23 protein-coding genes are annotated in these 24,800 nt (G+C 62.4%); 4 read left to right on the top strand and 19 right to left on the bottom strand.

Features of this window, described 5'->3' with window-relative positions; all coding sequences use genetic code 11:
- The first annotated feature begins 86 nt into the window (after positions 1–86).
- Entirely contained in the window at positions 87–1,316 is a 1,230-nt protein-coding gene (locus tag HMPREF3173_RS19545; RefSeq protein WP_070575784.1) for a nucleoside recognition domain-containing protein, read from the top strand.
- Here the strand turns inward: HMPREF3173_RS19545 and HMPREF3173_RS19550 are convergent.
- From HMPREF3173_RS19550 to HMPREF3173_RS19590, 9 genes are all read right to left on the bottom strand, one after another.
- Positions 1,298–1,921, bottom strand: coding sequence for an ABC-type transport auxiliary lipoprotein family protein (locus HMPREF3173_RS19550; protein WP_070575787.1), 624 nt, complete (start codon positions 1,919–1,921; stop codon positions 1,298–1,300). The genes HMPREF3173_RS19545 and HMPREF3173_RS19550 overlap by 19 nt on opposite strands.
- Positions 1,918–2,856, bottom strand: a complete 939-nt coding sequence (locus HMPREF3173_RS19555) for an MlaD family protein (protein WP_070575790.1) — start codon at positions 2,854–2,856, stop codon at positions 1,918–1,920. The genes HMPREF3173_RS19550 and HMPREF3173_RS19555 overlap by 4 nt, the downstream gene beginning before the upstream one ends.
- Before the next feature lie 3 nt (positions 2,857–2,859).
- Entirely contained in the window at positions 2,860–3,654 is a 795-nt protein-coding gene (locus HMPREF3173_RS19560) for an ABC transporter ATP-binding protein (protein ID WP_070575794.1), read from the bottom strand.
- Positions 3,651–4,784 carry an ABC transporter permease gene (locus HMPREF3173_RS19565; RefSeq protein ID WP_043207755.1) on the bottom strand — a complete coding sequence of 378 codons (1,134 nt, stop codon included), beginning with the start codon at positions 4,782–4,784 and terminating at the stop codon, positions 3,651–3,653. The genes HMPREF3173_RS19560 and HMPREF3173_RS19565 overlap by 4 nt, the downstream gene beginning before the upstream one ends.
- A 149-nt stretch (positions 4,785–4,933) precedes the next feature.
- Positions 4,934–5,956, bottom strand: coding sequence for a DUF5924 family protein (locus HMPREF3173_RS19570; protein ID WP_070575797.1), 1,023 nt, complete (start codon positions 5,954–5,956; stop codon positions 4,934–4,936).
- A gap of 104 nt (positions 5,957–6,060) precedes the next feature.
- Positions 6,061–7,467 carry a M16 family metallopeptidase gene (locus HMPREF3173_RS19575; protein WP_070575799.1) on the bottom strand — a complete coding sequence of 469 codons (1,407 nt, stop codon included), beginning with the start codon at positions 7,465–7,467 and terminating at the stop codon, positions 6,061–6,063.
- A gap of 33 nt (positions 7,468–7,500) precedes the next feature.
- Complete coding sequence (locus tag HMPREF3173_RS19580; RefSeq protein WP_070575802.1) at positions 7,501–9,159, bottom strand: Na/Pi cotransporter family protein; 1,659 nt, start codon at positions 9,157–9,159, stop codon at positions 7,501–7,503.
- 253 nt (positions 9,160–9,412) lie between these two features.
- Positions 9,413–10,183, bottom strand: a complete 771-nt coding sequence (locus HMPREF3173_RS19585) for a TerC family protein (RefSeq protein WP_070575805.1) — start codon at positions 10,181–10,183, stop codon at positions 9,413–9,415.
- Positions 10,184–10,252: 69 nt separating this feature from the next.
- Positions 10,253–11,560, bottom strand: coding sequence for a CitMHS family transporter (locus HMPREF3173_RS19590; RefSeq protein ID WP_070575808.1), 1,308 nt, complete (start codon positions 11,558–11,560; stop codon positions 10,253–10,255).
- Between the two features lie 269 nt (positions 11,561–11,829).
- Here HMPREF3173_RS19590 and HMPREF3173_RS19595 point away from each other — a divergent pair, with 269 nt between their 5' ends.
- Complete coding sequence (locus HMPREF3173_RS19595) at positions 11,830–12,231, top strand: GFA family protein (protein ID WP_070575811.1); 402 nt, start codon at positions 11,830–11,832, stop codon at positions 12,229–12,231.
- A gap of 33 nt (positions 12,232–12,264) precedes the next feature.
- Here the strand turns inward: HMPREF3173_RS19595 and HMPREF3173_RS19600 are convergent, their stop codons facing one another.
- From HMPREF3173_RS19600 to HMPREF3173_RS19645, 10 genes are all read right to left on the bottom strand, one after another.
- Entirely contained in the window at positions 12,265–14,223 is a 1,959-nt protein-coding gene (locus HMPREF3173_RS19600) for a DUF7844 domain-containing protein (protein ID WP_139146877.1), read from the bottom strand.
- The gene (locus HMPREF3173_RS19605) at positions 14,220–14,540 is read right to left on the bottom strand and encodes a DUF2388 domain-containing protein (protein ID WP_043207767.1); all 321 of its coding nucleotides are present in this window, start codon (positions 14,538–14,540) and stop codon (positions 14,220–14,222) included. Before HMPREF3173_RS19605 ends, HMPREF3173_RS19600 begins: the two co-directional genes overlap by 4 nt.
- Positions 14,541–14,576: 36 nt before the next feature.
- A complete protein-coding gene (locus HMPREF3173_RS19610; RefSeq protein WP_043207769.1) occupies positions 14,577–14,870 on the bottom strand; it encodes a DUF2388 domain-containing protein in 294 nt (97 codons plus the stop codon).
- Positions 14,871–15,038: 168 nt separating this feature from the next.
- Positions 15,039–15,356 carry a DUF2388 domain-containing protein gene (locus tag HMPREF3173_RS19615; protein ID WP_043207771.1) on the bottom strand — a complete coding sequence of 106 codons (318 nt, stop codon included), beginning with the start codon at positions 15,354–15,356 and terminating at the stop codon, positions 15,039–15,041.
- 294 nt (positions 15,357–15,650) lie between these two features.
- The gene (locus HMPREF3173_RS19620; RefSeq protein ID WP_043207772.1) at positions 15,651–15,866 is read right to left on the bottom strand and encodes a DUF1127 domain-containing protein; all 216 of its coding nucleotides are present in this window, start codon (positions 15,864–15,866) and stop codon (positions 15,651–15,653) included.
- 374 nt (positions 15,867–16,240) lie between these two features.
- Positions 16,241–17,734, bottom strand: coding sequence for an acetyl-CoA hydrolase/transferase family protein (locus tag HMPREF3173_RS19625; RefSeq protein WP_070575815.1), 1,494 nt, complete (start codon positions 17,732–17,734; stop codon positions 16,241–16,243).
- A 204-nt stretch (positions 17,735–17,938) separates the two neighbouring features.
- Positions 17,939–19,375, bottom strand: a complete 1,437-nt coding sequence (locus HMPREF3173_RS19630) for an NAD(P)(+) transhydrogenase (Re/Si-specific) subunit beta (RefSeq protein ID WP_043207776.1) — start codon at positions 19,373–19,375, stop codon at positions 17,939–17,941.
- Between the two features lie 2 nt (positions 19,376–19,377).
- Positions 19,378–19,692 carry an NAD(P) transhydrogenase subunit alpha part 2 gene (locus tag HMPREF3173_RS19635; protein ID WP_023631272.1) on the bottom strand — a complete coding sequence of 105 codons (315 nt, stop codon included), beginning with the start codon at positions 19,690–19,692 and terminating at the stop codon, positions 19,378–19,380.
- Positions 19,693–19,703: 11 nt separating this feature from the next.
- Positions 19,704–20,825, bottom strand: coding sequence for a Re/Si-specific NAD(P)(+) transhydrogenase subunit alpha (locus HMPREF3173_RS19640; RefSeq protein ID WP_043207780.1), 1,122 nt, complete (start codon positions 20,823–20,825; stop codon positions 19,704–19,706).
- Between the two features lie 419 nt (positions 20,826–21,244).
- Entirely contained in the window at positions 21,245–22,162 is a 918-nt protein-coding gene (locus HMPREF3173_RS19645; protein ID WP_070575817.1) for a LysR family transcriptional regulator, read from the bottom strand.
- Between the two features lie 162 nt (positions 22,163–22,324).
- On the opposite strand from HMPREF3173_RS19645, the gene HMPREF3173_RS19650 reads away from it, so the two are divergent.
- Both HMPREF3173_RS19650 and HMPREF3173_RS19655 read left to right on the top strand, forming a co-directional pair.
- Positions 22,325–23,506, top strand: a complete 1,182-nt coding sequence (locus HMPREF3173_RS19650; RefSeq protein ID WP_043207786.1) for an acyl-CoA dehydrogenase — start codon at positions 22,325–22,327, stop codon at positions 23,504–23,506.
- A 14-nt stretch (positions 23,507–23,520) separates the two neighbouring features.
- Positions 23,521–24,741 (top strand): CaiB/BaiF CoA transferase family protein, encoded by a 1,221-nt coding sequence (locus HMPREF3173_RS19655; protein ID WP_070575821.1) that lies wholly within the window; start codon positions 23,521–23,523, stop codon positions 24,739–24,741.
- The last annotated feature ends 59 nt before the right edge of the window (positions 24,742–24,800 follow it).

The raw sequence follows: 24,800 nt of genomic DNA on the forward strand, positions 1-24,800 counted from the left end.
GCGAACAAGGGCAAAGCCCTTGCCCTGGCCCCAGCCCACTGGCGCGATACGCTATCATTCGGGCATTTTTCAGGGGGAACATACGGATGCTCAACGGCCTTTGGCTCGGCTTTTTCCTGGTGGCGGCGGTCAGCGCCCTGGCCCAATGGCTGGTGGGCGGCAATGCCGGCATCTTCGCGGCAATGGTCGAGAGCATCTTCGCCATGGCCAAGCTGTCGGTGGAGGTCATGGTCCTGCTGTTCGGTACCCTCACCCTCTGGCTGGGCTTCCTGAAAATCGCCGAACAGGCCGGTATCGTGGAGTGGCTGGCCAAGGTCTTGGGGCCCTTGTTCGCTCGCCTGATGCCGGAAGTGCCGCCTGGGCACCCTGCCCTAGGCCTGATCACCATGAACTTCGCCGCCAACGGCCTGGGCCTGGACAACGCGGCAACACCCATCGGCCTGAAGGCCATGCGCGCCCTGCAGGAGCTCAACCCCAGCAGCACCACCGCGAGCAATGCGCAGATCCTGTTCCTGGTGCTCAATGCCTCGTCTCTGACCTTGTTGCCGGTGACGATCTTCATGTACCGCGCCCAGCAAGGGGCCATGGACCCGACCTTGGTGTTCCTGCCGATCCTGCTGGCCACCAGTGCTTCGACCCTGGTCGGCCTGCTCTCGGTGGCAGTCATGCAGCGCCTGCGCCTGTGGGACCCGGTGGTGCTCGCCTACCTGGTGCCTGGCGCCTTGTTGCTGGGGGCGTTCATGGCTTTTCTCGGCACCCTCTCGGCAACGGCGCTGGCCAGTCTGTCGTCGATCCTGGGCAACCTGACATTGTTCGGAGTGATCATTCTGTTCCTGGTCATTGGTGCGCTGAGGCGGGTCAAGGTCTACGAGGCCTTCGTCGAGGGCGCCAAGGAAGGTTTCGATGTGGCCAAGGGCTTGCTGCCCTATTTGGTCGCCATGTTGTGCGCGGTCGGTGTGCTGCGTGCGTCCGGCGCCCTCGAGCTGGCGCTGGATGGCATTCGTCACACAGTGGAGTGGATGGGCCTGGACACTCGTTTCGTCGATGGTCTGCCCACGGCGCTGGTCAAGCCATTCTCTGGCAGCGCGGCACGCGCCATGCTGATCGAGACCATGCAGACCCACGGCGTCGACAGCTTCCCTGCCCTAGTGGCGGCGACGGTGCAGGGCAGCACCGAGACGACCTTCTATGTGCTGGCGGTGTACTTCGGCGCGGTGGGCATCCAGCGGGTGCGGCACGCCGTGGGGTGCGCCCTGCTCGCCGAGCTGTCCGGGGTGATCGCGGCGATTTTGGTCTGCTACTGGTTCTTCGCCTGAGCCTGGCTGGCCTGGGTGACGGTCCAGTTCACCACTTGCCCTACCAGCTGGTCGCTGGCATTGCCGAACCCCGCCACTACCGCTGACACCTGTTTGTCGGCCAGCGGCTGGCGCACTTCGAAGCGATGGCTGGCGAGGATGCGCTGGCTGCGTCCGTCCACCAGGCGCGCGTCATAGCGGATCACCACCTCCACCGCGTCCTGTGCACGGTACTCGCTCTGGAATGCCTGCAACTCCCCGGCCAGCTCGTAATCGGCCTGCAGGTTGCTGTCATCGGCGCTCAGGCGCTGCACCCGTCCGTCGCGCTGGAAACCATCGAGCAAGCGGTTGCGTATCAGCAAGGGCGCTGGATCGCTCCAACGTGCGCCCTTGTAGCTGCTGATCACATCGCCTTGAGGGATCACTGCGATACGGGGTGTGGCCAGGACCTCACTGGCCAGGGGCTTGTTCAGACGCAACGACCAGTCCAGCGCGCTAACGGTTCGGCTGGGTTGGTTCACGGGCAGGCGATAGATGTCTACCGGCTCGGTCTTGGGCAGGATCGAACAGGCGGTGGCCAGGCTCAAGGTGGCGGCCCAGGCCAGAAGGCGCAGCGTCGGTCTCATGGCTGGAACTCCTTGTTGTTGTCTCGGCCCAGCAGATAGCCGCTCGGGTCGGCCTCCAGGCGCCGGGATATGCCCTTGAGCGCGTTGAGGGTTTCGCGCAGTTCTCGGATGGCCGGCGCCAGTTGATTCAGGCCCTGGGCGCCACCGTCGATGGCCTCGCGGTTGTCATTGAGCATCTGGTTGATGGTCTGGGTACTCTCGGCCAGCGACTGCATGGCCTGTTCAGCGCTGTCGATGGCCTGCTTGCCTTCGCTGCCGACCAGGCTGTTGGCGTTGCGCATCAAGGCCTGGGTCTCGGCCAAGGTGGCATTGGCCTGTTTGCCGAGCTGGGCCAATTGATCGATGGCCTGGCTGATACCGCCCTTGTGGCTGGCGAAGGTGCCGGTGGTCTGCTCCAGGTTGGCCAGGGTGTTACTCAGGCGCGCGATATTGTCTTCGGAGAACATCTGGTTGGCGTTGTGCAGCAGCAGGTTGATGTTGGTCACCAGGTCACTGCTGTCGTTGAGCAGGCGCGAGATGGGCGACGGCGAGGCGACGATCACCGGCAGTTTGCCGTCCTTGCCCTTGAGCTCAGGGCTTTTCGGCGTACCACCGCTGAGCTGGATGAACGAGTTGCCGGTGACGCCAGCCAGCGTCAGCTTGGCCTGGGTGTCTTCCTTGACCGGCGTGTCGGCGCTCAGGCGGATGCGGGCCAGGACCCGGCGCGGGTCTTTGGGGTCCAGGCGCAGGGTGCTGACGTCGCCGACCTTGATGCCGTTGTACTGCACCGGGCTGCCCCGGGACAGGCCGGACACCGCTTCGTTGAACACCACTTCGTAGTCTTTGAAGGTGTCATCGACGCTCGACTTGGTCAGCCATAGGCCGAACAGCATGGCGCCGGCCACCACCAGGACGGTGACCAGGCCGATCAAAACATGATGAGCTCGGGTTTCCATTGTTCAGCGCTCCTGCCCGGCGCCAGCGGCGGCCTGTTCCGCCGCCCGCCCGCGCGGGCCGTGAAAGTATTCGTGGATCCAGGGATCGTCGGTCTGCTCGACCTGGGCCAGGGGACCGGCCACCAGGACCTTTTTCTGTGACAGCACCGCGACCCGGTCGGTGATGGTGTAGAGCGTGTCCAGATCGTGAGTGATCAGAAACACCGAAAGACCCAGGGCATCGCGCAGGGTCAGGATCAATTGATCGAATGCGGCGGCACCGATCGGGTCGAGGCCGGCGGTGGGCTCGTCGAGGAACAGGATGTCCGGATCGAGCGCCAGGGCGCGGGCCAGGGCGGCGCGCTTGATCATGCCGCCGGACAGCGAGGACGGATACTTGTCGGCGGCGGAGATCGGCAGGCCGGCCAGGGCCAGCTTGACCCCCGCCAGGTGCTCTGCGTCGGCGCGCGAGAGGCCGGCGTGTTCGATCAAGGGCAAGGCCACGTTCTCGGTGACCGTGAGCGAGGAAAACAGCGCGCCCTTCTGGAACAGCACGCCGAAGCGTCGTTCCACCAGGGAGCGCTGCTCGCTGTTCAGGGTGGCCAGGTCTTGGCCGAACACGTTGACCTGCCCTTCGTTGGGCCGGCGCAGCCCGATGATGCTGCGCAGCAACACCGACTTGCCGCTGCCCGAGCCACCGACCACGGCGAGGATCTCGCCGCGGTACAGGTCCAGGTCGAGATTCTCGTGCACGCTCTGGGTGCCGAATCGGTTGCATAGCCCCCGGGCTTCGATCACTACGTCTGGTGCGCCACTCACCAGCCCATCTCCATGAAGAACAGTGCGGCCACAGCATCGAGCACGATCACCACGAAAATCGACTGGACCACGCTGGAGGTGGTGTGCGCCCCCACCGATTCGGCGCTGCCGCTGACCTTGAAGCCTTCCAGGCAGCCAATGGCGGCGATCAGGAAGGCGAAGAACGGTGCTTTGACCAGGCCGACGATGAAGTGCTGAACGCCGATGTCGCTCTGCAGCAGCGAAAGGAACATCGCTGGGGAGATATCCAAGGACAGGGCACAGACCACGGCGCCGCCGACGATGCCGCAGATCATCGCGACGAAGGTCAACAGCGGCAGGGAGATCAGCAAGGCGAGCACCCGCGGCACCACCAGCAGTTCGATGGGATTGAGCCCCAGGGTGCGGATGGCATCGATTTCTTCATTGGCTTTCATCGAGCCGATCTGTGCGGTAAAGGCGCTGGCGGTGCGTCCGGCCATGAGAATGGCGGTCAGCAGCACGGCGAACTCCCGCAGGAAGGAAAACGCTACCAGGTCCACGGTGAACACCGTAGCGCCGAAATCCGCCAGTACCGTGGCGCCGAGAAACGCCACCACCGCGCCCACCAGGAAGGTCAGCAGTGCCACGATCGGTGCGGCGTCCAGGCCGGTCTGCTCGATGTGCGCGACCACCGGCGTGACCCGCCAGCGGTGAGGCTGCCAGGCCCTGCGAGCGAGCGTCTCGAGGATCAGGCCGATGAAACCGAGCAATTGCCGGGTGTCCTCCCAGAGGGTCGCGACGGCGCAGCCGATGCGCTCAAGCAACAGCAGCAAGACGGGGCGCTCGGCTTCCTTGACCGGGATGCAGTAGTCCTGCACCGAGCAGTAGACGTTCTTGAGCAAGGCGCGGCTGGCTTCGGGGAGGTCATGGGTGCAATGCGACAGGCGCTCGGAGCCGAGCAACTCGGCCAGCAGCGAGGCGCCGGCGGTGTCGAGTCGGCCCAGCTGGCTCAGGTCGGCGATCGTGTCGTCGCCATACTGTGAGCGCAACCGTTCGCTCTCGCGCTTGAGGCTGGCGTAGTGGGCCAAGGTCCAATCACCGGCGATGCGTAGGCAGGCCGGTTGGCTGCTGGTGTCCAGGGTAGCGCTGGGGGTGGTCATAGGCTCCATGCATCTGACAGGGCGCGAGGCGTCGACTCAGATCATAGCGCACCAGAGCGGCTGGGGCTGCTGGGCTGTCGCTTGCCACCGGCACTGGGGGCGCGGGTTCACCCGCGAACATATCGGTGAAAGCAACACGAGACAGTCGCGCCCAAGCATCACTGGGCTGGTGCGTCGTCGAGCACCTTGAAGCGCAGCACGCCAATCACCTGGCCATCCTCGGTCAGTACCCTCACCTGCCACTTGCCCACCGGGTTGGGTGGGAAGTTCTGCTTGTGGGTCCAGGCTCGATAGCCTTCCTTACGCCCGCCGTGGATGTCCAGGGCGATGCGGTCGACTTCTTTGCCGTTCAACTGCCACACATGATAGATGCGCTCGTTCAGGCCGCGCGGGGCGTTGATGGCGGTGTAGGCATACAGGCCACCGCTACGGATGCGACTGACGGGGACTTCCTCGAGAGAGTCGCCGGGCTTGCGGTTCTGCACCTCAGTACTGACGGCCACTTCAGTCATCCACAAGGTCGCCGGAGGTACCCAGGAGCGCAACAGCCAACCGCCGCCGCCGACCGTCAGCGTCACCAGCACCAACGCCACCGCGCGGCGCCAGTTGTTGATCGGGAAACTGCTGGCCAGGCTCGGGAACGACAGCGCCATGGCGGCAATCAATGCCAGTTTGAAGCTTTGCGCGGTCGTCAGGTGCAGGATGATCGGCAACGCAGTCAGCAAGGCGGCGAACAGCGTCAGGGTGTGCAACGCCAGGAACAGCCAGCGTCGGGGCGCCAGCCACTTGTAGTACAGCGGGTCGATGATCGAGATGAGCCCGGCCGCGCCGAGCAAGCCCGTGAACACCAGCTGGCCGCTGTTCCAGGTGGTGGTGATGAAGAAGAACGGCAGGACGAAGAACAGGCTTTCCTGGTGGATCATCTGTGTCGCGTAACGCAGCAGCGGCTGCGGTATCTCGCGCTTGAACACCTTAGCGAACAAGCCCGTCAGGGTGTTCTCCAGCATCAGCCAGACCCAGCTGACCAGCATGAGCACGGCAACCCAGCTGGCCAGGCTGGCCTGGCGATCGACGAGGATGAAACTGCCGATGCCGGACAAGAAACCGCCCAGCGCGATGACGCCGGGGTAGCGCTTGAGCAGCTCGATCACGCGGATGACGAAATGGGGTATCGGGGGCATGGACGCAACAGACAAGAACGTGAGTGAGGCCAGGCACGCCCTATCGCGGTAAAAGCTCGCGACAGGATGGAGCTGGCAAGATGATGCCGCAGGATACTGCCAAATCAGGGCTTGCGTGTAGCGTCGTCGGGCTCAGCTGCCCGATGGTGTCGCAGACGCAGCAGGCCAACGGCCAGGATTACTCCCAGCAGCAAAGCGAGTAGCCCATAGAGTTCGTCGAAGCCCAGCAGCGGCTTTTCGATGCGCAAATAGCCGGGCTCCTTGAGTAAGGCGCGCAAGGCGGCATCGGCCTGCTTGAGGCTCACCTGGCGCAGCTTGCGCGCCGGGTCACGGAAGCGCCCGTCGTTGTAGTCGTTGAGCGCACCCCAGTAATAGTCCGCCAAGGCGCTGTTGCCCTGGGTGCTCCAGCTTTCCCGGGCGATGGCCGCGTCCTTGATGCGAGCGAAGGTGTCCGGGTCCAGGCCGTTCTTGCGCAAATGATCGAACAACTGCTCCGTTACCTTGATCGCTTGGTCGACATCCTGTCGCTCGAGGTCTGCGTTCAAGGCCAGCATGCCGGTATCGCCGAAGCTTTCGCGTCGCACCGATGGTCCGTAGGACAAGCCATGGCGCAGGCGCAACTGGTCGTACAGGGCCCAGTCCAGATAGCGCGAGAGCAGATCGAGGGTGGCGTTCTGGTCGTTGTCGGCCGCAGGTTCGATGAACAGCCAGTGCAGCTTGACGCTGTCCCCCAGCCAGCCGCGGGTCAGGTCGCGGCGTTGTTCGGCCTGTTGAGTGATGGTATCGAGGTTTCGACGTTCGCCCGGCTCGGTGGCCGGCAGTTCGCCGTAGGTGCGTTCCAGGTAGGCCGGCAGCAGGCGGTCCAGGCCGCCAACCACGATCAGGGTCATGTTGTTGGCGGCATACCAGCGTTCGCGCAAGGTTTTCACCTGCTCGAGGGTCATATCCTCGAGGTTGGAGCGCTCGGCGCACTTCAGGCCCAGCTCCACGGCCAATTGGTCGCTGCCTGGGTGGCCGATGTCCTGGCGGTCGAGCCAGCGTTGCAGGTGGCCGTAATGGCCGCCGTCCTCGCGTTCGATGATCTTTTTCGCTGTCTCCAGGGACGTGGCGTCGATGCGGGTATCGCGGATCACTGACAGCAGCAGGTCGAGGACCTTACGTTGGTTGCGCGCGGGCGCTTCGATCACGAAGGTGGTGTCGGCACTGCTGGTGTAAGCATTCCACTCGCCGCCCAGCGATTGCAGGCGCTCTTCCAGGCCCCCTTCGCCGGTGTCGTCGATGCCGCTGAACAGCAGGTGTTCAAGCAGATGCGGCAGTTCCTTCTGGTCGCAGTCGAAGTCATCCAGGCCGACGCCGACCACCAGGCGAATGGCCACGTGATCGCGCTCATAGCCGGACTTGAGGATCACCTGCAGGCCATTGGGCAACAGATAACCCTCCACCCGCGAACGATCGAGGGCAAACGAGGGCAGGCTGCAGATCAGCAGGCAAACGAACATCAGGCAACGCATCGGCGAGCTCGGGTCTCCAGGTGTATGCGAATTTCAGGACAGGCGGGCCTCGTCCGGCACGCTGTCGAGCAGAAGTCCGCCCGTATCCGCGCCGCCCAGTACGACATAGGCACTGCTGCAGAACAAAGAGTTCAATCGCTTCATGTCGGCGATCAGCTCCAAGTGTAGCGAACTGGTCTCGATACTTTGCACCACTTTACGTTGCAGACGGCTGACATGGGCGTGAGCCAAGCGCCGCTCCTGTGCGCGGAAACGGCGCTTCTCGCGCAGCAGCAAACGCGCACTCTCGGGGTCTGCGCTGAGGAACACCGACAAGCCCAGGCGCAGGTTGGCCAACAACTGCTCCTGAAGGCCAGTGAGTTCTTCCAGCCCGACTTGGGAAAACTCTCGGCGCTGCGAGGTTTTTTGCTGTTGGACCTTGCGCAACATGCGCTCGATCAGGTCGCTGGCGAGCTTTAGGTTGATGGCCAGTTCGATGATCTCTGCCCAGCGCCGGTTGTCTTGTTCGCTCAGGTCTTCCCGGGACATTTGTGCCAGGTACAGCTTGATGGCGCTGTACAAGGCTTCGGCATCCTCGCCCAGGGCACGCACTTGCTGAGGCAGTGCGGTCTGGGTGCCGCGCAGCGCGCCGAGCATGGCTTCGAGCAGGTTGTCGACGATATCTCCCAGGCGCAGAGTCTCGCGGGCAGCGTTGGCCAGGGCCAGGCTCGGTGTGCCCAAGGCGGTGGCGTCCAGGTGGCGTGCCTTGATCGGCCCATTGCCGTTCTCGCGCTCTGGCAGCAACCAACTGCATAACCGGCCCATGGGTTTGACTGTGGGCAGCATGACCAGGCAGCGCAACGTGTTGTAGAGCAGGTGGAAGCCGATCACCAGTTCCTGGGGGCTGAAGCTCAGCGAGTCCATCCAGTCCACCAGCGGATGCAGCACGGGAATGATCAGTACCAGGCCGATCAGCTTGTACAACAGACTGCCCAGGGCGACCCGGCGGCCGGCGGAGTTCTGCATGCTGGTGGTCAAGAAGGCCAGCAGGCCGCTGCCGATGTTGGCGCCCACCACCAGGCCGATCGCCACTGGCAGGCTGATGACTTCGGCGCCCGCGAGGGTGGCGGTGAGCAGTACGGCGGCCAGGCTGGAATAGGACACCAGGGCGAACAGCGCGCCCACCAGGGCATCGAGCATGATGTCGCCGGTCAGCGAGGCGAACAGCACTCGCACACCCTGGGCATGGGTGATTGGCGCGGCGGCCTGCACGATCAATTGCAGGGCCAGGATGATCAGTCCCAGGCCTATACCCACGCGCCCGAGCTGGCCGGCGCGGGTCTGTTTGCGCGAGAGGAAGAAGATCACCCCGAGGAAGATCAGCAGCGGCGACAGCCACGACAGGTCGAAGGTCAGCACCCGCGCCATCAGCGCGGTGCCCACGTCGGCGCCCAGCATGATCGCCAGTGCCGGGGTCATGGCCATCAAGCCCTGCCCCACGAACGAGGTCACCAGCATCGCAGTGGCGTTGCTGCTCTGCACCATGGCGGTGACCACGATGCCGGCGACGAAGGCCAGTGGGCGCTTGCTCATGTTCTGGCTGAGCACACGACGCAGGTTTGAGCCGTACACGCGCAGGATGCCGGTACGCACGATATGCGTGCCCCACACCAGCAAGGCCACGGCGGACAGCAGGTTGAGCAGGGTCAGCATGTTCTGGGCCCCCTTGTTGCCTTGTGCCCCAGGCTGGGGCCAATAGGTGAAGCTGTGAGCCGGGCCCGGGGGCGGGCTGTTCTTGGGGCTCACTGAAGCTTTAGTTGTTTTGCGGACCTGCCGCCAGCTTCGCATGCTCGCCAGGCATTTGAAACATTTGAGTCATGAAAGGGCTGTCATCAACCCAAAGGAACTTCGCGCCAGAAACGAGAAAGGACCCCGAAGGGCCCTTTCTTTCTTGCGCTTCCTGATCTTATTGACCCGGAATGTCCTTGCGCAGTTTCACCGGCTCATGCTCCTTGCCCTGCTTTCGTGCCAAGGCGGTGCGCATGCGGATGTTGATCGCCTCGACCGCCAGGGAGAACGCCATGGCGAAGTAGACGTAGCCTTTTGGCACATGCACGTCGAAGGATTCGGCAATCAGCACGGTACCGACCACGATCAGGAACGACAGGGCCAGCATCTTCAGCGACGGGTGCTTGTCGATGAACTCGCTGATGGTGCCGGCGCAGAGCATCATCACCAGCACGGCAACGATGATCGCGGCGATCATCACCGGTACGTGGGAGACCATGCCCACTGCAGTGATCACCGAGTCCAGCGAGAACACGATGTCGATGATGGCGATCTGGATAATGGTGTAGAAGAACTTGCCGCCTGCGCCCTTGGGCTCTTCTGGGTTTTCGTCCTCGCCTTCGAGGCCGTGGTAGATCTCCTGGGAGCTCTTCCAGAGCAGGAACAGGCCACCGAAGAACAGGATCAGGTCACGCCCCGAGATGCCCTGCTCGAAGATGACGAACAGGTCGTCGGTCAGGCGCATCACCCAGGTGATCGACAGCAGCAGCATGATGCGGGTGACCATGGCCAGGGCCAGGCCGAAGATCCGCGTGCGCGGCTGCATGTGCTTGGGCATGCGGCTGACCAGGATCGAGATCATGATGATGTTGTCGATACCGAGAACGATCTCAAGCGCCGTAAGAGTAAAAAAGGCAACCCAGATTTCCGGGCTGGTCAGCCATTCCATGTGTTTTCCTTTGAACGATAAGGGCGACGCACCCAAGCGGGTGCGTCGCGGTTGAATAGTGCGCGTTTCTTACAGACTGCTGAACAGCGGGAAAATCCCCATGAGCAGCGCGGCGAGCATTATGCACAGGCACACGAGCACTGCCCACTTGAGCGTGAAGCGCTGGTGATCGCCGAATTCGATACCCGCCAGGGCCACCAGCAGGTAGGTAGAGGGTACCAAGGGGCTCAGCAGGTGTACCGGCTGTCCGACGATCGACGCGCGGGCCATTTCCACCGGAGTGATGCCATAGTGGCTGGCCGCTTCGGAGAGTACCGGGAGAACCCCGTAGTAGAAGGCGTCGTTGGACATGAAGAAGGTGAACGGCATGCTGACGATCGCCGTGATCACCGCCAGGTACGGCCCGAGTGCCTCGGGAATCACCGCCAGCAGACTCTTGGACATGGCCTCGACCATGCCGGTGCCGGAGAGGATGCCGGTGAAGATGCCCGCGGCGAAAATCAGCCCGGTCACGGCCAGTACGCTGCCGGCGTGGGCAGCGATGCGGTCTTTTTGCTGCTGTAGGCACGGGTAGTTGACGATCATCGCGATGCTGAAGGCGATCATGAACAGCACCGGCAGCGGCAAGGCGCCGGCGATCAGGGCGACCATCAGCGCAGCGGTCAGGGCGCCGTTGAACCAGATCAGCTTCGGTCGACGGGCTTCCGGGAACTGCGAAACGGTGATTTCGCTGTGGTCGATGTCGTCGGTGGGCAGGTGCAGTTCGCCCAGGCGAGCCCGTTCGCGCTTGCCGTAGAGGTAAGCGATGGCCAGGATCGCCACCACGCCGAACGCCATTGCCGGGATCATCGGCACGAAGATGTCGGACGGGTCGACATGCAGGGCGCTGGCGGCACGCGCGGTGGGGCCGCCCCACGGGGTCATGTTCATCACGCCGCCAGCGAGGATGATCAGGCCGGCCATGATCCGCGGGCTCATCCCCAGGCGGCTGTAGAGCGGCAGCATGGCGGCGCAGCAGATCATGTAGGTGGTGGCGCCGTCGCCGTCGAGCGAGACCACCAGAGCCAGCGCCGCGGTGCCGACCGACACTTTGAGCGGGTCACCTTTGACCAGTTTGAGGATCTTGCGCACGGCCGGGTCGAACAGGCCGGAGTCGATCATCAGGGCGAAGTAGAGAATGGCGAACATCAGCATGACGCCGGTGGGCGCGAGCTTGCTGATGCCTTCGAGCATCATGGGGCCGATGTGGCTGTAGAAGCCGCCGAACAGGGCGAACAGGATCGGTACTAGGATCAGGGCGATCAAGGCCGACAGGCGCTTGGTCATGATCAGGTACATGAACGAAATGACCATGGCGAAGCCGAGGAAGGTCAGCATGGCGGTACTCCAGGCGGTGCGCTGCGAAAGGAAAGTCGATTCGGGCGGGTCAGCGCGTCAGGCGCTGCGCGGGGAGTAGCCGGAGGGGTATAGCGAACAGGCGGGCACAGGAAAACATCGGGTATCACCATTGTTGTTGTTGATTGGGCCGGGCGCGGAAACTTCCGGGTGCCCTGGCTGACCGGTCTGCTGCCGGTGGTGGGGCTATCCTATTGGCGGAAGCTTTCAGCCAGCTTTCGGCTGAAACCAGGCGACAGGAGGTAGTGCCGATGACCGATGTAATGGAAGGTGGCTGCCATTGCGGCGCCCTGCGCTATCGGTTGCAAGGCGATCTTACAGATGTCGCCCATTGCCACTGCTCGATCTGCCGGCGGGTCAGCGGAGGTCTGGTGGTGACCTGGCTGACCTTGCCTCGTGACGATTTCAGATGGTTGACGGGCACGCCGGGCTGTTATGTCGCTCCGGCCAGTTGCAGCCGTTACTTTTGCACCAACTGCGGGGCTCATGTGGCGCTGCTGACGCTACACAGCCCCGAAAGCATCGACGTGACGGTGGCGACCCTGGACCACCCGGAGCGCGTACGTGCCAATCGGCACATCTGGACTAGCAGCCGGTTGCCCTGGTTGCATCTGGATGAGGATTTGCCTGGAGAGGCGCAGGAGAGCCTTTGAAGTCCGGAAACAGCCCCACCAACCTGAGCGGTATCAGGGAAGCTGCAAACCGCCGGCGGCTTTGTGCAATTCCCGCAGATGCACGCCGATCTGCTTCACATTGGCCTCTACCGCCGCGATCTCCTGGGCCCGCGAAGGCTCGAGCAATGCCCTAACTTCTTTGTCCAGGTCGGTGCTCAGGCGCAGCAATTGAGCCTGGCGCTCGCTGCTGATCTTCTCGAGCTGCTTGCGTTCTTCTGGCTGGGGTAAGCCGTAGCCCTTGTTTTCCAGCAACTCCGCCGGGCGGCTGAGGAAGCCGCTGTTGGCGAGCATTTTCTGCAAGGTGTCGTTGGCCTTGGAGATACTGCCGTCCTTGAGGGCGGTGGCGTTCAGGTAGCGCTGTTTGACCTCGTCCTGGGCCAGCAGCAGCTGGCGGCGAAGGCTGGCCTGTTCGAGCAGCAGCAACGCGGCGCTGGTGCGCAGGTCTGCCTGCTGGAACCAGGTACTGCGGTCCTTGGCATCCAGGGCCAGCCAGTCTTCGACTTTGTTCTGCTTGATCGGCAGCTGCTTCTTCAGCACATCGAACATGGCCTGGTAGCGCTCGCGGTAGGAGTCGAAGCGATAGCCCAGGCGCAGGGCCTCACGTGGGTCATCCAGGACACTGGTATCGGCCAGCCCCCGCCCTTTGAGTACTTCCAGAAGGCCGTTGGGCATGATGCTGTCCAGATCGTTCAGCCGTGGATTGCCAGTGCCACTGCGCAGCAGTTTCAGGGACTCGACCGCACAATTGTTGGACAGGAAGTAATAGTTGCCGTCATAGCTCCAGTGAATCTCCGCAGCCTGGCGCACCAGGCTTTCAACCTCTTGACGGCTGAGCTTGAGCGGGATCGACGCCAGGCTGCGCAGTTCGGTCTTGGTGTACTCGTCGATCACCTGGCTCAGTGGCAGCACGAACAATCGCGAAGGGTAGGCACCGGTCAGGCCGTCCCAGCTGGACAACTGCACGTCATTGACGAACGCCCGGTACGACAGCACCAAGTGTTGGTCCAGATCCAGCCGGCAGTCTGGGCCACGAGGCCTGCCTGGGGCGCAGATCACCAGGCGCAACATGCTGTGGCCCCAACGGCTCACCCAGTTCTGGTTGGCCTCGGCCAGTAGGTAATCGACTTCATAGACTCGCTGCGGGTCGATTTCGCCCAGAGGCTGGCGGCCGAAATCGGTCCCGGCATTGAGAAATGGCAGACCGCTGACGCAAGTGTTCTGCTGTGGGGCCCAGCCGAAGTGGTCGCGCAGGTACTGATTCAGGGCGGGGCGGCGGCAGGCGTAGCTCGGGTCGAGGAGGAAGTACTCCATGTTGACCGCAACGAACTCCTTGGGGCTGCTCAATTCATAACTGTCAGGGCTGCGGGCCAGCTGGCCATTGTGTTGCTCGCGTTCGCCGCGACGGCCGACATATTGCGGCCATCCGGCCAAATCGAGCAGGCGCGGGTCGTCGCTCAGGGTAAAGCGCCTTTCAGCCTGGCCTCGGCACTGCTCAGGCAGGCCGATCTTGCCCAAGGTGTCCTGCTGGCGCTTGCACCGGGTGATCAGCTGGCGTTCGGCCTCAGGCCACAGGCGGGCGCGGTCGTAAATGTGCGTCAGCTCGTGAAGCACGGTCGCCAGCAGCTCCTGCCGGACCGTGCCGTGAGGACGGTCGGTCTGCTTTTTGGCCGCGCTGCCATCGGTGAGGCTGGGCAGCAGACGACGGTTGAGCTCAAGCGTCGCGACCGGCGACGCCTGTCCATAGGCGTCGGTAGGCATACGCTCGCTCCAGCTGACCTGGATGCGTCGATCCAGCTGTTGCTTGAAGCGGGGGGGAAGCTTGCCCATGGCCTCGTCGAGCAGGGCTTGGGAGGCCTGCTGCTGATGTGGGTCGAGGCCACTGACCTGCAGCTCGAGCTGCAGGCCAGCCAGGGCGGGCGTGCCGAGCAGCGTCAGGACGCAGCCCAGCAGCCAGGCACGCACGTGGTTCACAGAGCGAGGATGGCTTCGGCCAGAACCTGGTCGCTGGCATCGCGTGCTTCTGGGACGCGCTGGCGAAGGGTGTCGAAGGCGGCCTCCAGTTGAGCGCCGCGGATCTCGCCATTGCTGGCGACGAAACTGGCGGCGTCATCGTGGGCTTGTTGCACCACTTTGGAGTCGCGGATGGACGTCGTGGTGTCAGAGGTGAAATCGATCGAACGGCCAAAGGCACGGACGATGATATTGCTGGTGGCCACCAGGGTTTGTGCCTGGGCCAGGTCGGCCAGCAGCAGCATGCCGAGGGCAGCGGCGATCAGCGGTTTACGCATGGAGCATCTCCGGAAGATACAAGGAGTCAGACATGTTTATTGGACGAGAATTGCCTCGGCCAGTTCACGGTCACCGACACAATGGTACGCATGGGCATGACGCAGCGAATCGAGTGCCGCCTGCAGGCGTGCTCCGCGGATCTGGCCGTCGGTGGCCACGAAGGCTGCGGCGTCGTCGCGGGCCTGGATGACCAGCTTGCGGTCGAACGGCGCGGAGGTCACCTTGCTGGTGACGTAACTGCTGGCGACCAGGCTCTGGGTGGTGACATCCATGGCATGGGCGCTTCCCACGCCGATAAGGGCGAACAGTAACGGCAACGAATAACGCATGGAGTTCTGAAGGCGACGGAGGTGAACGGCGAAGGCTACCCCGGATACGTCGGCCAAGGCCAGTGTGTCCGGTTTGAATGGGGCCGATGTGCAGCCCTCTCGCGGGTAAAGCCCCTTCCACTGGCACTTTGGCAGCTTCTTGGGGCTTACCCGCGCTGGTAAGCAGTGTCAGAGCGCGAGGATGGCCTGGGCCAGTTGCGCGTCGCTTGCCTGCAGGCTTGGCAGCTGCTGGCGGATATGGATGAACGCGCTTTCAAGCTTGGCGCCGCGGATTGCGCCTTCGCTGCCGACGAAGGTCGCGGCATCGTCGCGGGCAGCCTGGACGATCTTGCTGTCACGGAACGACGAAGAGAGATCGGAGGTAGCGTCGGTGGAGGCGGCTACGCCGCGCACGACCGTGTCGGTGGTGACGACGAAGCTGGTGGCGTTGGCGGTGCCGGCCAGGGCCAGCAACAGGGCGGCGCCGATGAGGTGTTTACGGGACATGGTCGTGGACTCCTGCGTAAGGGTCTGGGTGATTCTGGTTATCTGCCGCACGTTTGATCGCTCGCGATGCTTTCAACCAAGCGGCTGAACGAAGCGTATCACGCGGCGGCGGTGCAGAGGTTAACTGGACGGGCTTTGTGCGTAACTGTATTGGTCAATTCTCTGCTATTCAAAACTGTGCTGTTTTGCGCTGTGGTACGCGCTCTAGAGCCCTGCAAACAAAAAGCCCGTCGCGGTTTCCCACGACGGGCTTTTGAAATTCTAGGGCGCCGGCCGAGGCCAGCGAGCCCGGGCTTAGCGCCAGAACGGCTTGCTCAGCTCTTCGTAACGCTGGGACTCGGTGATACCGGCGTCAGCCAGCAGACGACCGTCCAGGCGAGCCAGCTGACGACGGCTGCTGATACGACGCTGCCACAGCAGCAAGGTCGACAGGGCGCGCAGAGGCAGCGAAGCGTTGGAGGCTTGAGCGTTGTTTTCGAAAACCAGATCGGAACTGAGGGTACGTTCCATGATGTGTCATCCTTCCGCTTATGGCGGCATTAGGTAGTGATTTAACTGATGCCAATGATCCTCCTCTGTCGTCCAGAACAGTAGATACAGTTCAACAGTATTGCGATCACTCAGTTAACTGTCTAAGCCGACTGTTGCACCTGAAATTGGCGAAACTGTACCGGTGCGCACTTGTTTGGTGCAAAAGCAGCGCGCTCCGATTTCGTGTCGACACAAAATCGAAGTTTTTACCAGTACAGTAGTACAGTTTTGTGAGTTAAAGGCGGGCAAGCCAACAGACTGTGTAGGTCCGAATGCAATCGCGGGAGCAGCCCACCCCCACAGAGGTGAGGATGGGGCTGCTCCCGCGACAGGTCCAGGCAGGCTGTGCTGGATCAGCTGGCGAGCATGCGACCGCTTTCTTCCAGGTTTTCGTGCCAGCTCAACGCCTCGCGCAGAATGTGCGGGGTGTGGCCGCCACGCTGGCAGGCGCGGTCGAAGTAGTCGTTCAGCGCGGCGCGGTAGTCCGGGTGCACGCAGTTATCGATGATCGCCCGTGCGCGCTCGCGCGGTGCCAGGCCGCGCAGGTCAGCCAGGCCTTGCTCGGTGACGAGAATGTCCACGTCATGCTCGGTGTGGTCCACGTGGCTGACCATCGGCACTACGCTGGAGATCGCGCCGCCTTTGGCGATCGACTTGGTAACGAATACCGCCAGGTGGGCGTTGCGGGCGAAATCGCCGGAGCCGCCAATGCCATTCATCATCTTGGTGCCACAGACGTGAGTGGAGTTGACGTTGCCATAGATATCGAACTCTAGCGCGGTGTTGATACCGATGATGCCCAGGCGACGCACCACTTCGGGGTGGTTGGAGATTTCCTGTGGACGCAGGACGAGCTTGTCCTTGTAGCGCTCCAAGTTGCCGAATACATCGGCGTTGCGGCGGGTCGACAGGGTGATCGAGCTGCCCGAGGCAAAGCGCAGCTTGCCGGCGTCGATCAGATCGAAGGTCGAGTCCTGCAGCACTTCGGAGTACATGGTCAGGTCTTCGAACGGCGACTCGATCAGACCGCACATGACCGCGTTGGCGATGCTGCCGATGCCGGCCTGCAGTGGGCCGAGCTTGTTGGTCATGCGGCCGGCATCCACTTCACGTTTCAAGAAGTCGATCAGGTGGTCGGCGATGGCCTGGGTTTCGTCGTCCGGCGGCAGCACGGTGGACGGCGAGTCGGGTTGGTCGCTGATCACGATGCCAACGATTTTGGCCGGGTCGATCGGGATCGCGGTGCTGCCGATGCGGTCATCGACTTTCACCAGCGGAATAGGGGTACGGGTCGGACGGTAGGTCGGGATATAGATATCGTGCAAGCCTTCGAGGTTGGCGTTGTGCGACAGGTTGATCTCGACGATCACTTGCTTGGCGAAGATCGCGAAGCTGGCCGAGTTACCTACGGATGTGGTCGGAACGATGTGGCCTTGCTCGGTGATCGCCACGGCCTCGATGACCGCGATGTCGGGCAGCTTGAGTTGCTGGTTGCGCAGCTGCTCGACGGTTTCCGACAAGTGCTGGTCGATGAACATCACCTGGCCGTCGTTGATGGCCTTGCGCAGGGTGCTATCCACTTGGAACGGCATGCGGCGGGCGAGCACGCCGGCCTCGGTCAGCTGCTTGTCCAGGTCGTTGCCCAGGCTGGCGCCAGTCATCAGGCTGATCTTCAGGGGCGACTGCTTGGCGCGTTCGGCCAGGGCATGCGGCACGGCCTTGGCTTCGCCGGCGCGGGTGAAGCCGCTCATGCCGACGGTCATGCCGTCCTGGATCAGGCCAGCGGCATCAGCCGCACTCATTACCTTGCTGTGCAGGGAGGACAAGCGGATACGATCACGGTACATGGATTGTTATCTCGGGCTACTGAAGCTACTGGAGCGCAGTCTAGAGATTTCGCCCGTTGCCGTCCCACGACCATGGTCGTAGGCGAAGGCTGGATTTAGAGCCGTTGATCTGGATCATGCAAACGAAAAACCCCCGAGCAGGACACCCGGGGGTTTTAGGGGATTGCCTGCGCTTCTATATATAAGTGCAGGTGAGTCTGGCGATCATTCCACGGCCTTGACCATGTCCTCGATCACCTTCTTGGCATCCCCGAACACCATCATGGTCTTGTCCAGGTAGAACAGCTCGTTGTCCAGGCCTGCGTAGCCGCTGGCCATGGAGCGCTTGTTGACGATGATGGTCTTGGCCTTGAACGCCTCGAGGATCGGCATGCCAGCGATCGGCGACTTGGGGTCGTTCTTCGCTGCCGGGTTCACCACGTCGTTGGCGCCCAGCACCAGCACCACATCGGCCTGGCCGAACTCGGCGTTGATGTCTTCCATCTCGAAGACCTGGTCGTACGGCACCTCGGCTTCGGCCAGCAGCACGTTCATGTGCCCAGGCATGCGCCCCGCCACTGGGTGGATCGCGTACTTAACGGTCACGCCGTTGTGGGTCAGCTTCTCGGTCAGTTCCTTGAGCGCGTGCTGGGCGCGGGCCACCGCCAGGCCGTAGCCAGGCACGATGATCACGCTGTCGGCGTTGCTCAGCAGGAAGGTCGCGTCGTCGGCCGATCCGGACTTCACCGGACGCTGCTCCTGGGAGCCTGCGCTGGCGCCGGCATCGGCATCGGCGCCGAAGCCGCCGAGGATGACGTTGAAGAACGAACGGTTCATCGCCTTGCACATGATGTACGAGAGGATCGCACCGCTGGAGCCGACCAGGGAGCCGGCGATGATCAGCATCGAGTTGTTCAGCGAGAAGCCGATACCGGCCGCTGCCCAGCCCGAATAGCTGTTGAGCATGGACACCACCACCGGCATGTCGGCACCACCGATCGGAATAATGATCAGCACGCCCATGATGAACGCCAAGGCGAGCATCAGGGTGAAGGCACTGTAATGGCCAGTGAAGGTGAACAGCAGGCCCAAGGCAATGGTGGCCAGGCCCAGGATCAAGTTCAGCTTGTGCTGCCCGGTGAACTGTACCGGTGCGCCTTGGAACAGGCGGAATTTGTACTTGCCTGACAGCTTGCCGAAGGCGATGACTGAGCCGGAGAAGGTGATCGCACCGATGGCCGCACCGAGGAACAGCTCCAGGCGGTTACCGGTGGGGATCGGGTCGCTGATGCTGGCGACGATGCCCAGCGACTGCGGCTCGAGCACCGCGGCTATCGCGATGAACACCGCTGCCAGACCGATCATGCTGTGCATGAAGGCCACCAGCTCCGGCATCTTGGTCATCTCGACGCGCTTGGCCATGATCGAACCGGCGCTGCCGCCGATCAACAAGCCGACGATCACGTAGCCGATGCCAGCAGTCGCCAGCTCTGCACCCAGCTTGTAGATAAGGCCGACCGTGGTGAGGATCGCGATCCCCATGCCGATCATGCCGAACAGGTTACCCCGGCGCGAGGTGGTCGGGTGCGACAGGCCCTTGAGCGCCTGGATGAAGCAGACGGAGGCGACCAGGTAGAGAAGCGTTACCAGATTCATGCTCATGCTTACTTCTGCCCCTCGTTCTTGGTTTTCTTCTTGAACATTTCCAGCATGCGGCGGGTGACCAGGAAGCCACCGAACACGTTGACCGCCGCCAGCGCCACGGCCAGGGTGCCCATGACCTTGCCTGCCGGGGTCACGGTCAGCGCGGCGGCCAGCATGGCGCCCACGATGACGATCGCGGAGATGGCGTTGGTGACGGCCATCAGTGGGGTGTGCAGCGCCGGGGTGACGTTCCAGACCACGTGGTATCCCACATAGATGGCCAGCACGAAGATGATCAGGTTGTAGATGCCATGGGAAATCAGCATGTCTTCCATTGTCGTGCTCCTTAACCGTTCTTGCGCACGACCTGGCCGTCGCGGCACATCAGGCACGCGGCGACGATGTCGTCTTCGAGGTTGATCACCAGCGCGCCGTCCTTGTCGAACAGCAGCTTCATGAAGTCCAGCAGATTGCGTGCGTACAGCGCCGAGGCATCGGCAGCGACCTGGGCTGGCAGGTTGGTCGGGCCGACGATGGTAACGCCCTCTGCCATCACCACCTGATCCGCTACGGTCAGCGGGCAGTTACCGCCTTGGGCGGCGGCCAGGTCGATGACCACGGCACCGGGCTTCATCTGCGCGACGGTTTCGGCGCTGAGCAGTGTCGGTGCCTTGCGCCCGGGAATCAGCGCAGTGGTGATGACGATATCGGCCTGTTTGGCGCGTTCGTGCACGGCCTGGGCCTGGCGTTGCATCCAGCTGGCTGGCATGGGACGGGCGTAGCCACCGACACCTTCGGCGCATTCGCGCTCCTCATCGGTCTCGTAGGGCACATCGATGAACTTGGCGCCCAAGGACTCAATCTGCTCCTTCACGGCCGGGCGTACGTCCGACGCCTCGATCACTGCACCGAGACGCTTGGCTGTGGCAATGGCCTGAAGGCCCGCGACGCCGGCGCCAAGAATCAGCACTCGAGCCGCCTTTACCGTACCGGCAGCAGTCATCAGCATCGGCATGAAGCGCGGATAGTAATGGGCCGCCAGCAACACGGCCTTGTACCCGGCAATGTTGGCCTGGGATGACAACACGTCGAGGCTCTGGGCACGGGAAGTGCGTGGTGCAGCCTCGAGGGCGAAGGCGGTGATACCGCGTTCGGCCATCTTGGCGATCATGTCGTTGTTGAACGGGTTGAGCATGCCCACCAGCAGCGTGCCGCTGTTGATCTGCGCAAGCTCCTGATCACTGGGTGCGACGACCTTGAGCACCAATTGCGCGCCGAAGGCATCGGCGGCATTGCCCAGGGAAGCGCCTGCGGCCTCATAGGCACTGTCCGGAATGCTGGCATTGAGCCCTGCCCCCCGTTGGACGGTGACCTGATGACCCTGGCCAACCAGCTTCTTGATGGTTTCCGGGGTGGCGGCGACCCGCGTTTCGCCCGTCTGCGTCTCGAGAGGAACACCAATGTGCACGACTTATTCTCCTGCGGTGACCTTTTGTCTTTGTTGAAGCCAGCGCACTTCGGGTGGTGCGTCTGGTGCGGCCGTTCAGCATGAACCCGCCGGTTCCGGGGCGGGTCGAGCATTTTGCAGACGAACCGAAGGGGCTTCAACCGGTTCTGAAGCGATACGAAGCCAAAACTACAAGTCACCCTGTGACCGTATGTCGCAACAAGCCGAAAGCGGCCCGTCAAACACAAGGTATTCGGAGATTAAGGTAAAAACTGCAATTTTTTGTAGGCGTTTCGCGGATGCGTTCGTGGATGTCGCAAATAAACTCTGAAAGCCGCGTGGTTGCACGGTTTGAAGGCATTTTTAATGCAACCTGAACAGTTTTCTAATTAGCGACAAATCCTTATATCTGTAGGTGTTTAAAATAATTAACTACAGGGTCAGGTTTTCATGGCGTCACGATGGGTTGCGGTGTAGTGGTCGGCCTGTTGCACCAGCCAATCGCGGAAAGCGCGCAGCGAAGCGGACTCCAGCTTGCGATCTGGAATCATCAGGTAATAGGCCTTGGCACTGGCCAGGGCGTGGCGGTTCGCGATGACCAGCCTGCCCTCCTCTAGCTCACGCTGGATCAGGAACGGCGGAATCAGGGCGATGCCCATCTCGTGCATGGCAGCCTGGGCAAGCATTGAGAATAGCTCATAGCGCGGGCCTCTCATGTCGCGCTCAACATTCATGTCCAGATGCCCAAACCATTGTCGCCAGGCGTAGGGTCGGGTGGTCTGTTGCAGCAGTGGTAACTCGGCGATGCGTCGCGGCTCCAGGCTGCCCTGCCCCTCCAGTAGCGCCGGGCTGCACACAGGCACGGGGTTTTCGCCCATCAGTCGATGGGATTGGGTGCCGGACCAGTCCCCGTCTCCGAAATAAATGGCGGCGTCGAAGGCGGTATCGGCGAACAGGAACGGTCGCGTGCGATTGGTGAGGTTCACCGTGACGTCTGGGTGACGCTCCTGAAAGTCCTTCAGGCGCGGCAGCAGCCATTGCGTGCCGAAAGTCGGCACCACGGCCAGTTCGATCACGTTCGCACCCTGCTGACGCATTACCGACAAGGTATCGCGCTCGACCGCATCGAGCTGCGCTGCGACCTGGCGACTGTAAGACAAGCCTGCCTCGGTCAACTTCACCCCGCGGCGAGAGCGGCGGAACAGTTCCACATTCAGGAAAGCCTCCAAGCCACCGATTTGCCGACAGACGGCACCCTGGGTGAGGGCCAATTCCTGGGCGGCCTTGGTGAAGCTCTCGTGGCGTGCCGCCGCCTCGAAGCAGACTAATGCCGTGGTGCTGGGAATCTTGCGGCGCATGTACGTCAACCTCACTTGTCAGCCGTTGAACCTAGGATTTTTCAGTTTTTCGAAGTGAGAAAATATCACTAAACGGTGCGCAATCCTCGTTTGTCCAGACGGCTGATCGGGCCTAGGATCAAGGCACAAGAAACTCAGCTTCCAATTTCGAGGTATTCGCTCATGGCCGGTAAAGCAAGCTTCAACTGGATCGACCCGCTGCTGCTGGACCAGCAGCTCACTGAAGAAGAGCGCATGGTCCGTGACAGCGCGTATCAGTTCGCCCAGGACAAGCTGGCGCCCCGTGTGCTGGAGGCCTTCCGCCACGAGCAGACCGATCCTGCGATCTTCCGCGAGATGGGCGAAGTCGGCCTGCTCGGCGCCACTATCCCGGTCGAATACGGCGGCAGCGGCTTGAACTACGTGTGCTATGGCCTGATTGCCCGTGAGGTGGAGCGCATCGACTCTGGCTATCGCTCGATGATGAGCGTTCAGTCGTCGCTGGTGATGGTGCCGATCAACGAGTTCGGCAGTGAGGCACAGAAACAAAAGTACCTGCCCAAGCTCGCCGCCGGTGAGTGGATCGGCTGCTTCGGCCTGACCGAGCCGAACCATGGCTCCGATCCGGGTTCGATGATCACCCGCGCGCGCAAGGTCGATGGCGGCTACCGTCTCACCGGCAGCAAGATGTGGATCACCAACAGCCCGATCGCCGATGTCTTCGTGGTATGGGCCAAGGACGATGCCGGCGACATCCGCGGCTTCATTCTTGAAAAGGGCTGGGAAGGCCTGAGCGCGCCGGCAATTCACGGCAAAGTCGGCCTGCGGGCCTCGATCACCGGCGAGATCGTCATGGACAACGTGTTCGTGCCGGAAGAGAACATGTTCCCTGAAGTGCGCGGTCTGAAAGGTCCGTTCACCTGTCTGAATTCCGCCCGCTATGGCATCTCCTGGGGCGCCCTGGGGGCAGCCGAGGCCTGCTGGCACACCGCTCGCCAATACACGCTGGACCGCAAGCAGTTTGGCCGTCCGTTGGCTGCTAACCAGCTGATCCAGAAGAAGCTGGCCGACATGCAGACCGAGATCACCCTGGCGCTGCAGGGCTGCCTGCGCTTGGGGCGGATGAAGGACGAGGGTACCGCAGCGGTGGAGATCACCTCCATCATGAAGCGCAACTCGTGCGGCAAGGCCTTGGACATCGCCCGTATGGCGCGTGACATGCTCGGTGGCAACGGTATTTCCGACGAGTTCGGTGTGGCCCGCCATCTGGTCAACCTCGAGGTGGTCAACACCTATGAAGGTACCCACGATGTGCACGCGCTGATCCTGGGTCGTGCCCAGACTGGAATCCAGGCGTTCTATTGATAAAGGAGCTGGCCATGGGTGCGCTATCACATCTGCGGGTGCTGGATCTTTCGCGCGTGCTGGCGGGCCCTTGGTCCGGTCAGATCCTTGCCGACCTTGGGGCTGATGTGATCAAGGTCGAGCGCCCAGGCACAGGGGACGATACCCGTTCCTGGGGGCCGCCCTTCCTAAAGGACGCCCAGGGTGAGAACACCAGCGAAGCGGCCTATTACCTGTCGGCCAACCGCAACAAGCGGTCGGTTACCATCGACTTCACCCAGCCTGAAGGCCAACGCCTGGTGCGTGAGCTGGCGGCGAAGTCCGACATCGTCATCGAGAACTTCAAAGTGGGCGGCTTGGCGGCCTATGGGCTGGACTATGCGAGCCTGAAGGCGGTCAATCCCAAGCTCATCTATTGCTCGATCACCGGTTTCGGTCAGACAGGTCCTTATGCCAAGCGCGCCGGATATGACTTCATGATCCAAGGGTTGGGCGGGCTGATGAGCCTGACCGGCCGCCCGGAAGGTGAAGAAGGCGCGGGACCCATCAAGGTGGGGGTCGCCTTGACCGACATCCTGACGGGGTTGTATTCGACAGTGGCGATCCTGGCTGCCCTCGCCTATCGCGATCAGACCGGCGTCGGTCAGCACGTGGACATGGCGTTGCTGGATGTTCAAGTGGCCTGCCTGGCCAACCAGGCGATGAACTACCTGACTACGGGCACCCCGCCACGGCGGTTGGGCAATGCACACCCCAATATCGTGCCTTACCAGGATTTCCCGACGGCGGATGGCAACTTCATTCTCACCGTGGGCAACGATGGGCAGTTCCGTAAGTTTGCCGAAGTGGCTGGCCAGCCACAGTGGGCAGACGACCCGAGGTTTGCCACCAACAAACAGCGTGTGGCCCATCGTGCCGAGCTGATTCCGTTGATTCGCCAGGCCACGGTGTTCAAGACCACGGCTGAATGGGTCAGTGAGTTGGAAAAGGCAGGCGTGCCTTGCGGACCGATCAACGACCTGGCGCAGATGTTCCAGGATCCCCAGGTGCTGGCGCGTGGTTTGGCGCTCGATATTGCTCACCCGCTAGCGGGTAGCGTACCGCAGGTGGCCAGTCCCATTCGGTTGTCCGAGACGCCGGTCGAGTATCGTCAGGCGCCGCCATTGCTCGGTGAGCATACTAACGCTGTGTTGGAGGAGGTGTTGGGTATGGATATCGAAGCGGTGCTGCGTTTGAGAAGCACCGGAGTGATATGAAGTTCTCCCTACCCTCTCTATATATAGAGAAGCGGGGAGGCCGTCAGGCCTCCCCGCTT

The sequence above is a fragment of the Pseudomonas sp. HMSC08G10 genome, assembly GCF_001808425.1.
GTDB lineage: Bacteria > Pseudomonadota > Gammaproteobacteria > Pseudomonadales > Pseudomonadaceae > Aquipseudomonas > Aquipseudomonas guariconensis.

Bases quoted from the DNA above. Each gene is read 5' to 3' on its own strand.
- HMPREF3173_RS19565 (WP_043207755.1), bottom strand. From the start codon at position 4,784: ATGGAGCCTATGACCACCCCCAGCGCTACCCTGGACACCAGCAGCCAA.
- HMPREF3173_RS19630 (WP_043207776.1), bottom strand. From the start codon at position 19,375: ATGAGCATGAATCTGGTAACGCTTCTCTACCTGGTCGCCTCCGTCTGC.
- HMPREF3173_RS19580 (WP_070575802.1), bottom strand. From the start codon at position 9,159: ATGCTGACCCTGCTCAACCTGCTGTCCGCCGTGGCCTTGCTGGTGTGG.
- HMPREF3173_RS19645 (WP_070575817.1), bottom strand. From the start codon at position 22,162: ATGCGCCGCAAGATTCCCAGCACCACGGCATTAGTCTGCTTCGAGGCG.
- HMPREF3173_RS19615 (WP_043207771.1), bottom strand. From the start codon at position 15,356: ATGTCCCGTAAACACCTCATCGGCGCCGCCCTGTTGCTGGCCCTGGCC.
- HMPREF3173_RS19555 (WP_070575790.1), bottom strand. From the start codon at position 2,856: ATGGAAACCCGAGCTCATCATGTTTTGATCGGCCTGGTCACCGTCCTG.
- HMPREF3173_RS19550 (WP_070575787.1), bottom strand. From the start codon at position 1,921: ATGAGACCGACGCTGCGCCTTCTGGCCTGGGCCGCCACCTTGAGCCTG.
- HMPREF3173_RS19595 (WP_070575811.1), top strand. From the start codon at position 11,830: ATGACCGATGTAATGGAAGGTGGCTGCCATTGCGGCGCCCTGCGCTAT.
- HMPREF3173_RS19570 (WP_070575797.1), bottom strand. From the start codon at position 5,956: ATGCCCCCGATACCCCATTTCGTCATCCGCGTGATCGAGCTGCTCAAG.
- HMPREF3173_RS19585 (WP_070575805.1), bottom strand. From the start codon at position 10,183: ATGGAATGGCTGACCAGCCCGGAAATCTGGGTTGCCTTTTTTACTCTT.
- HMPREF3173_RS19545 (WP_070575784.1), top strand. From the start codon at position 87: ATGCTCAACGGCCTTTGGCTCGGCTTTTTCCTGGTGGCGGCGGTCAGC.
- HMPREF3173_RS19625 (WP_070575815.1), bottom strand. From the start codon at position 17,734: ATGTACCGTGATCGTATCCGCTTGTCCTCCCTGCACAGCAAGGTAATG.
- HMPREF3173_RS19635 (WP_023631272.1), bottom strand. From the start codon at position 19,692: ATGGAAGACATGCTGATTTCCCATGGCATCTACAACCTGATCATCTTC.
- HMPREF3173_RS19650 (WP_043207786.1), top strand. From the start codon at position 22,325: ATGGCCGGTAAAGCAAGCTTCAACTGGATCGACCCGCTGCTGCTGGAC.
- HMPREF3173_RS19610 (WP_043207769.1), bottom strand. From the start codon at position 14,870: ATGCGTTATTCGTTGCCGTTACTGTTCGCCCTTATCGGCGTGGGAAGC.
- HMPREF3173_RS19655 (WP_070575821.1), top strand. From the start codon at position 23,521: ATGGGTGCGCTATCACATCTGCGGGTGCTGGATCTTTCGCGCGTGCTG.
- HMPREF3173_RS19605 (WP_043207767.1), bottom strand. From the start codon at position 14,540: ATGCGTAAACCGCTGATCGCCGCTGCCCTCGGCATGCTGCTGCTGGCC.
- HMPREF3173_RS19575 (WP_070575799.1), bottom strand. From the start codon at position 7,467: ATGCGTTGCCTGATGTTCGTTTGCCTGCTGATCTGCAGCCTGCCCTCG.
- HMPREF3173_RS19590 (WP_070575808.1), bottom strand. From the start codon at position 11,560: ATGCTGACCTTCCTCGGCTTCGCCATGGTCATTTCGTTCATGTACCTG.
- HMPREF3173_RS19620 (WP_043207772.1), bottom strand. From the start codon at position 15,866: ATGGAACGTACCCTCAGTTCCGATCTGGTTTTCGAAAACAACGCTCAA.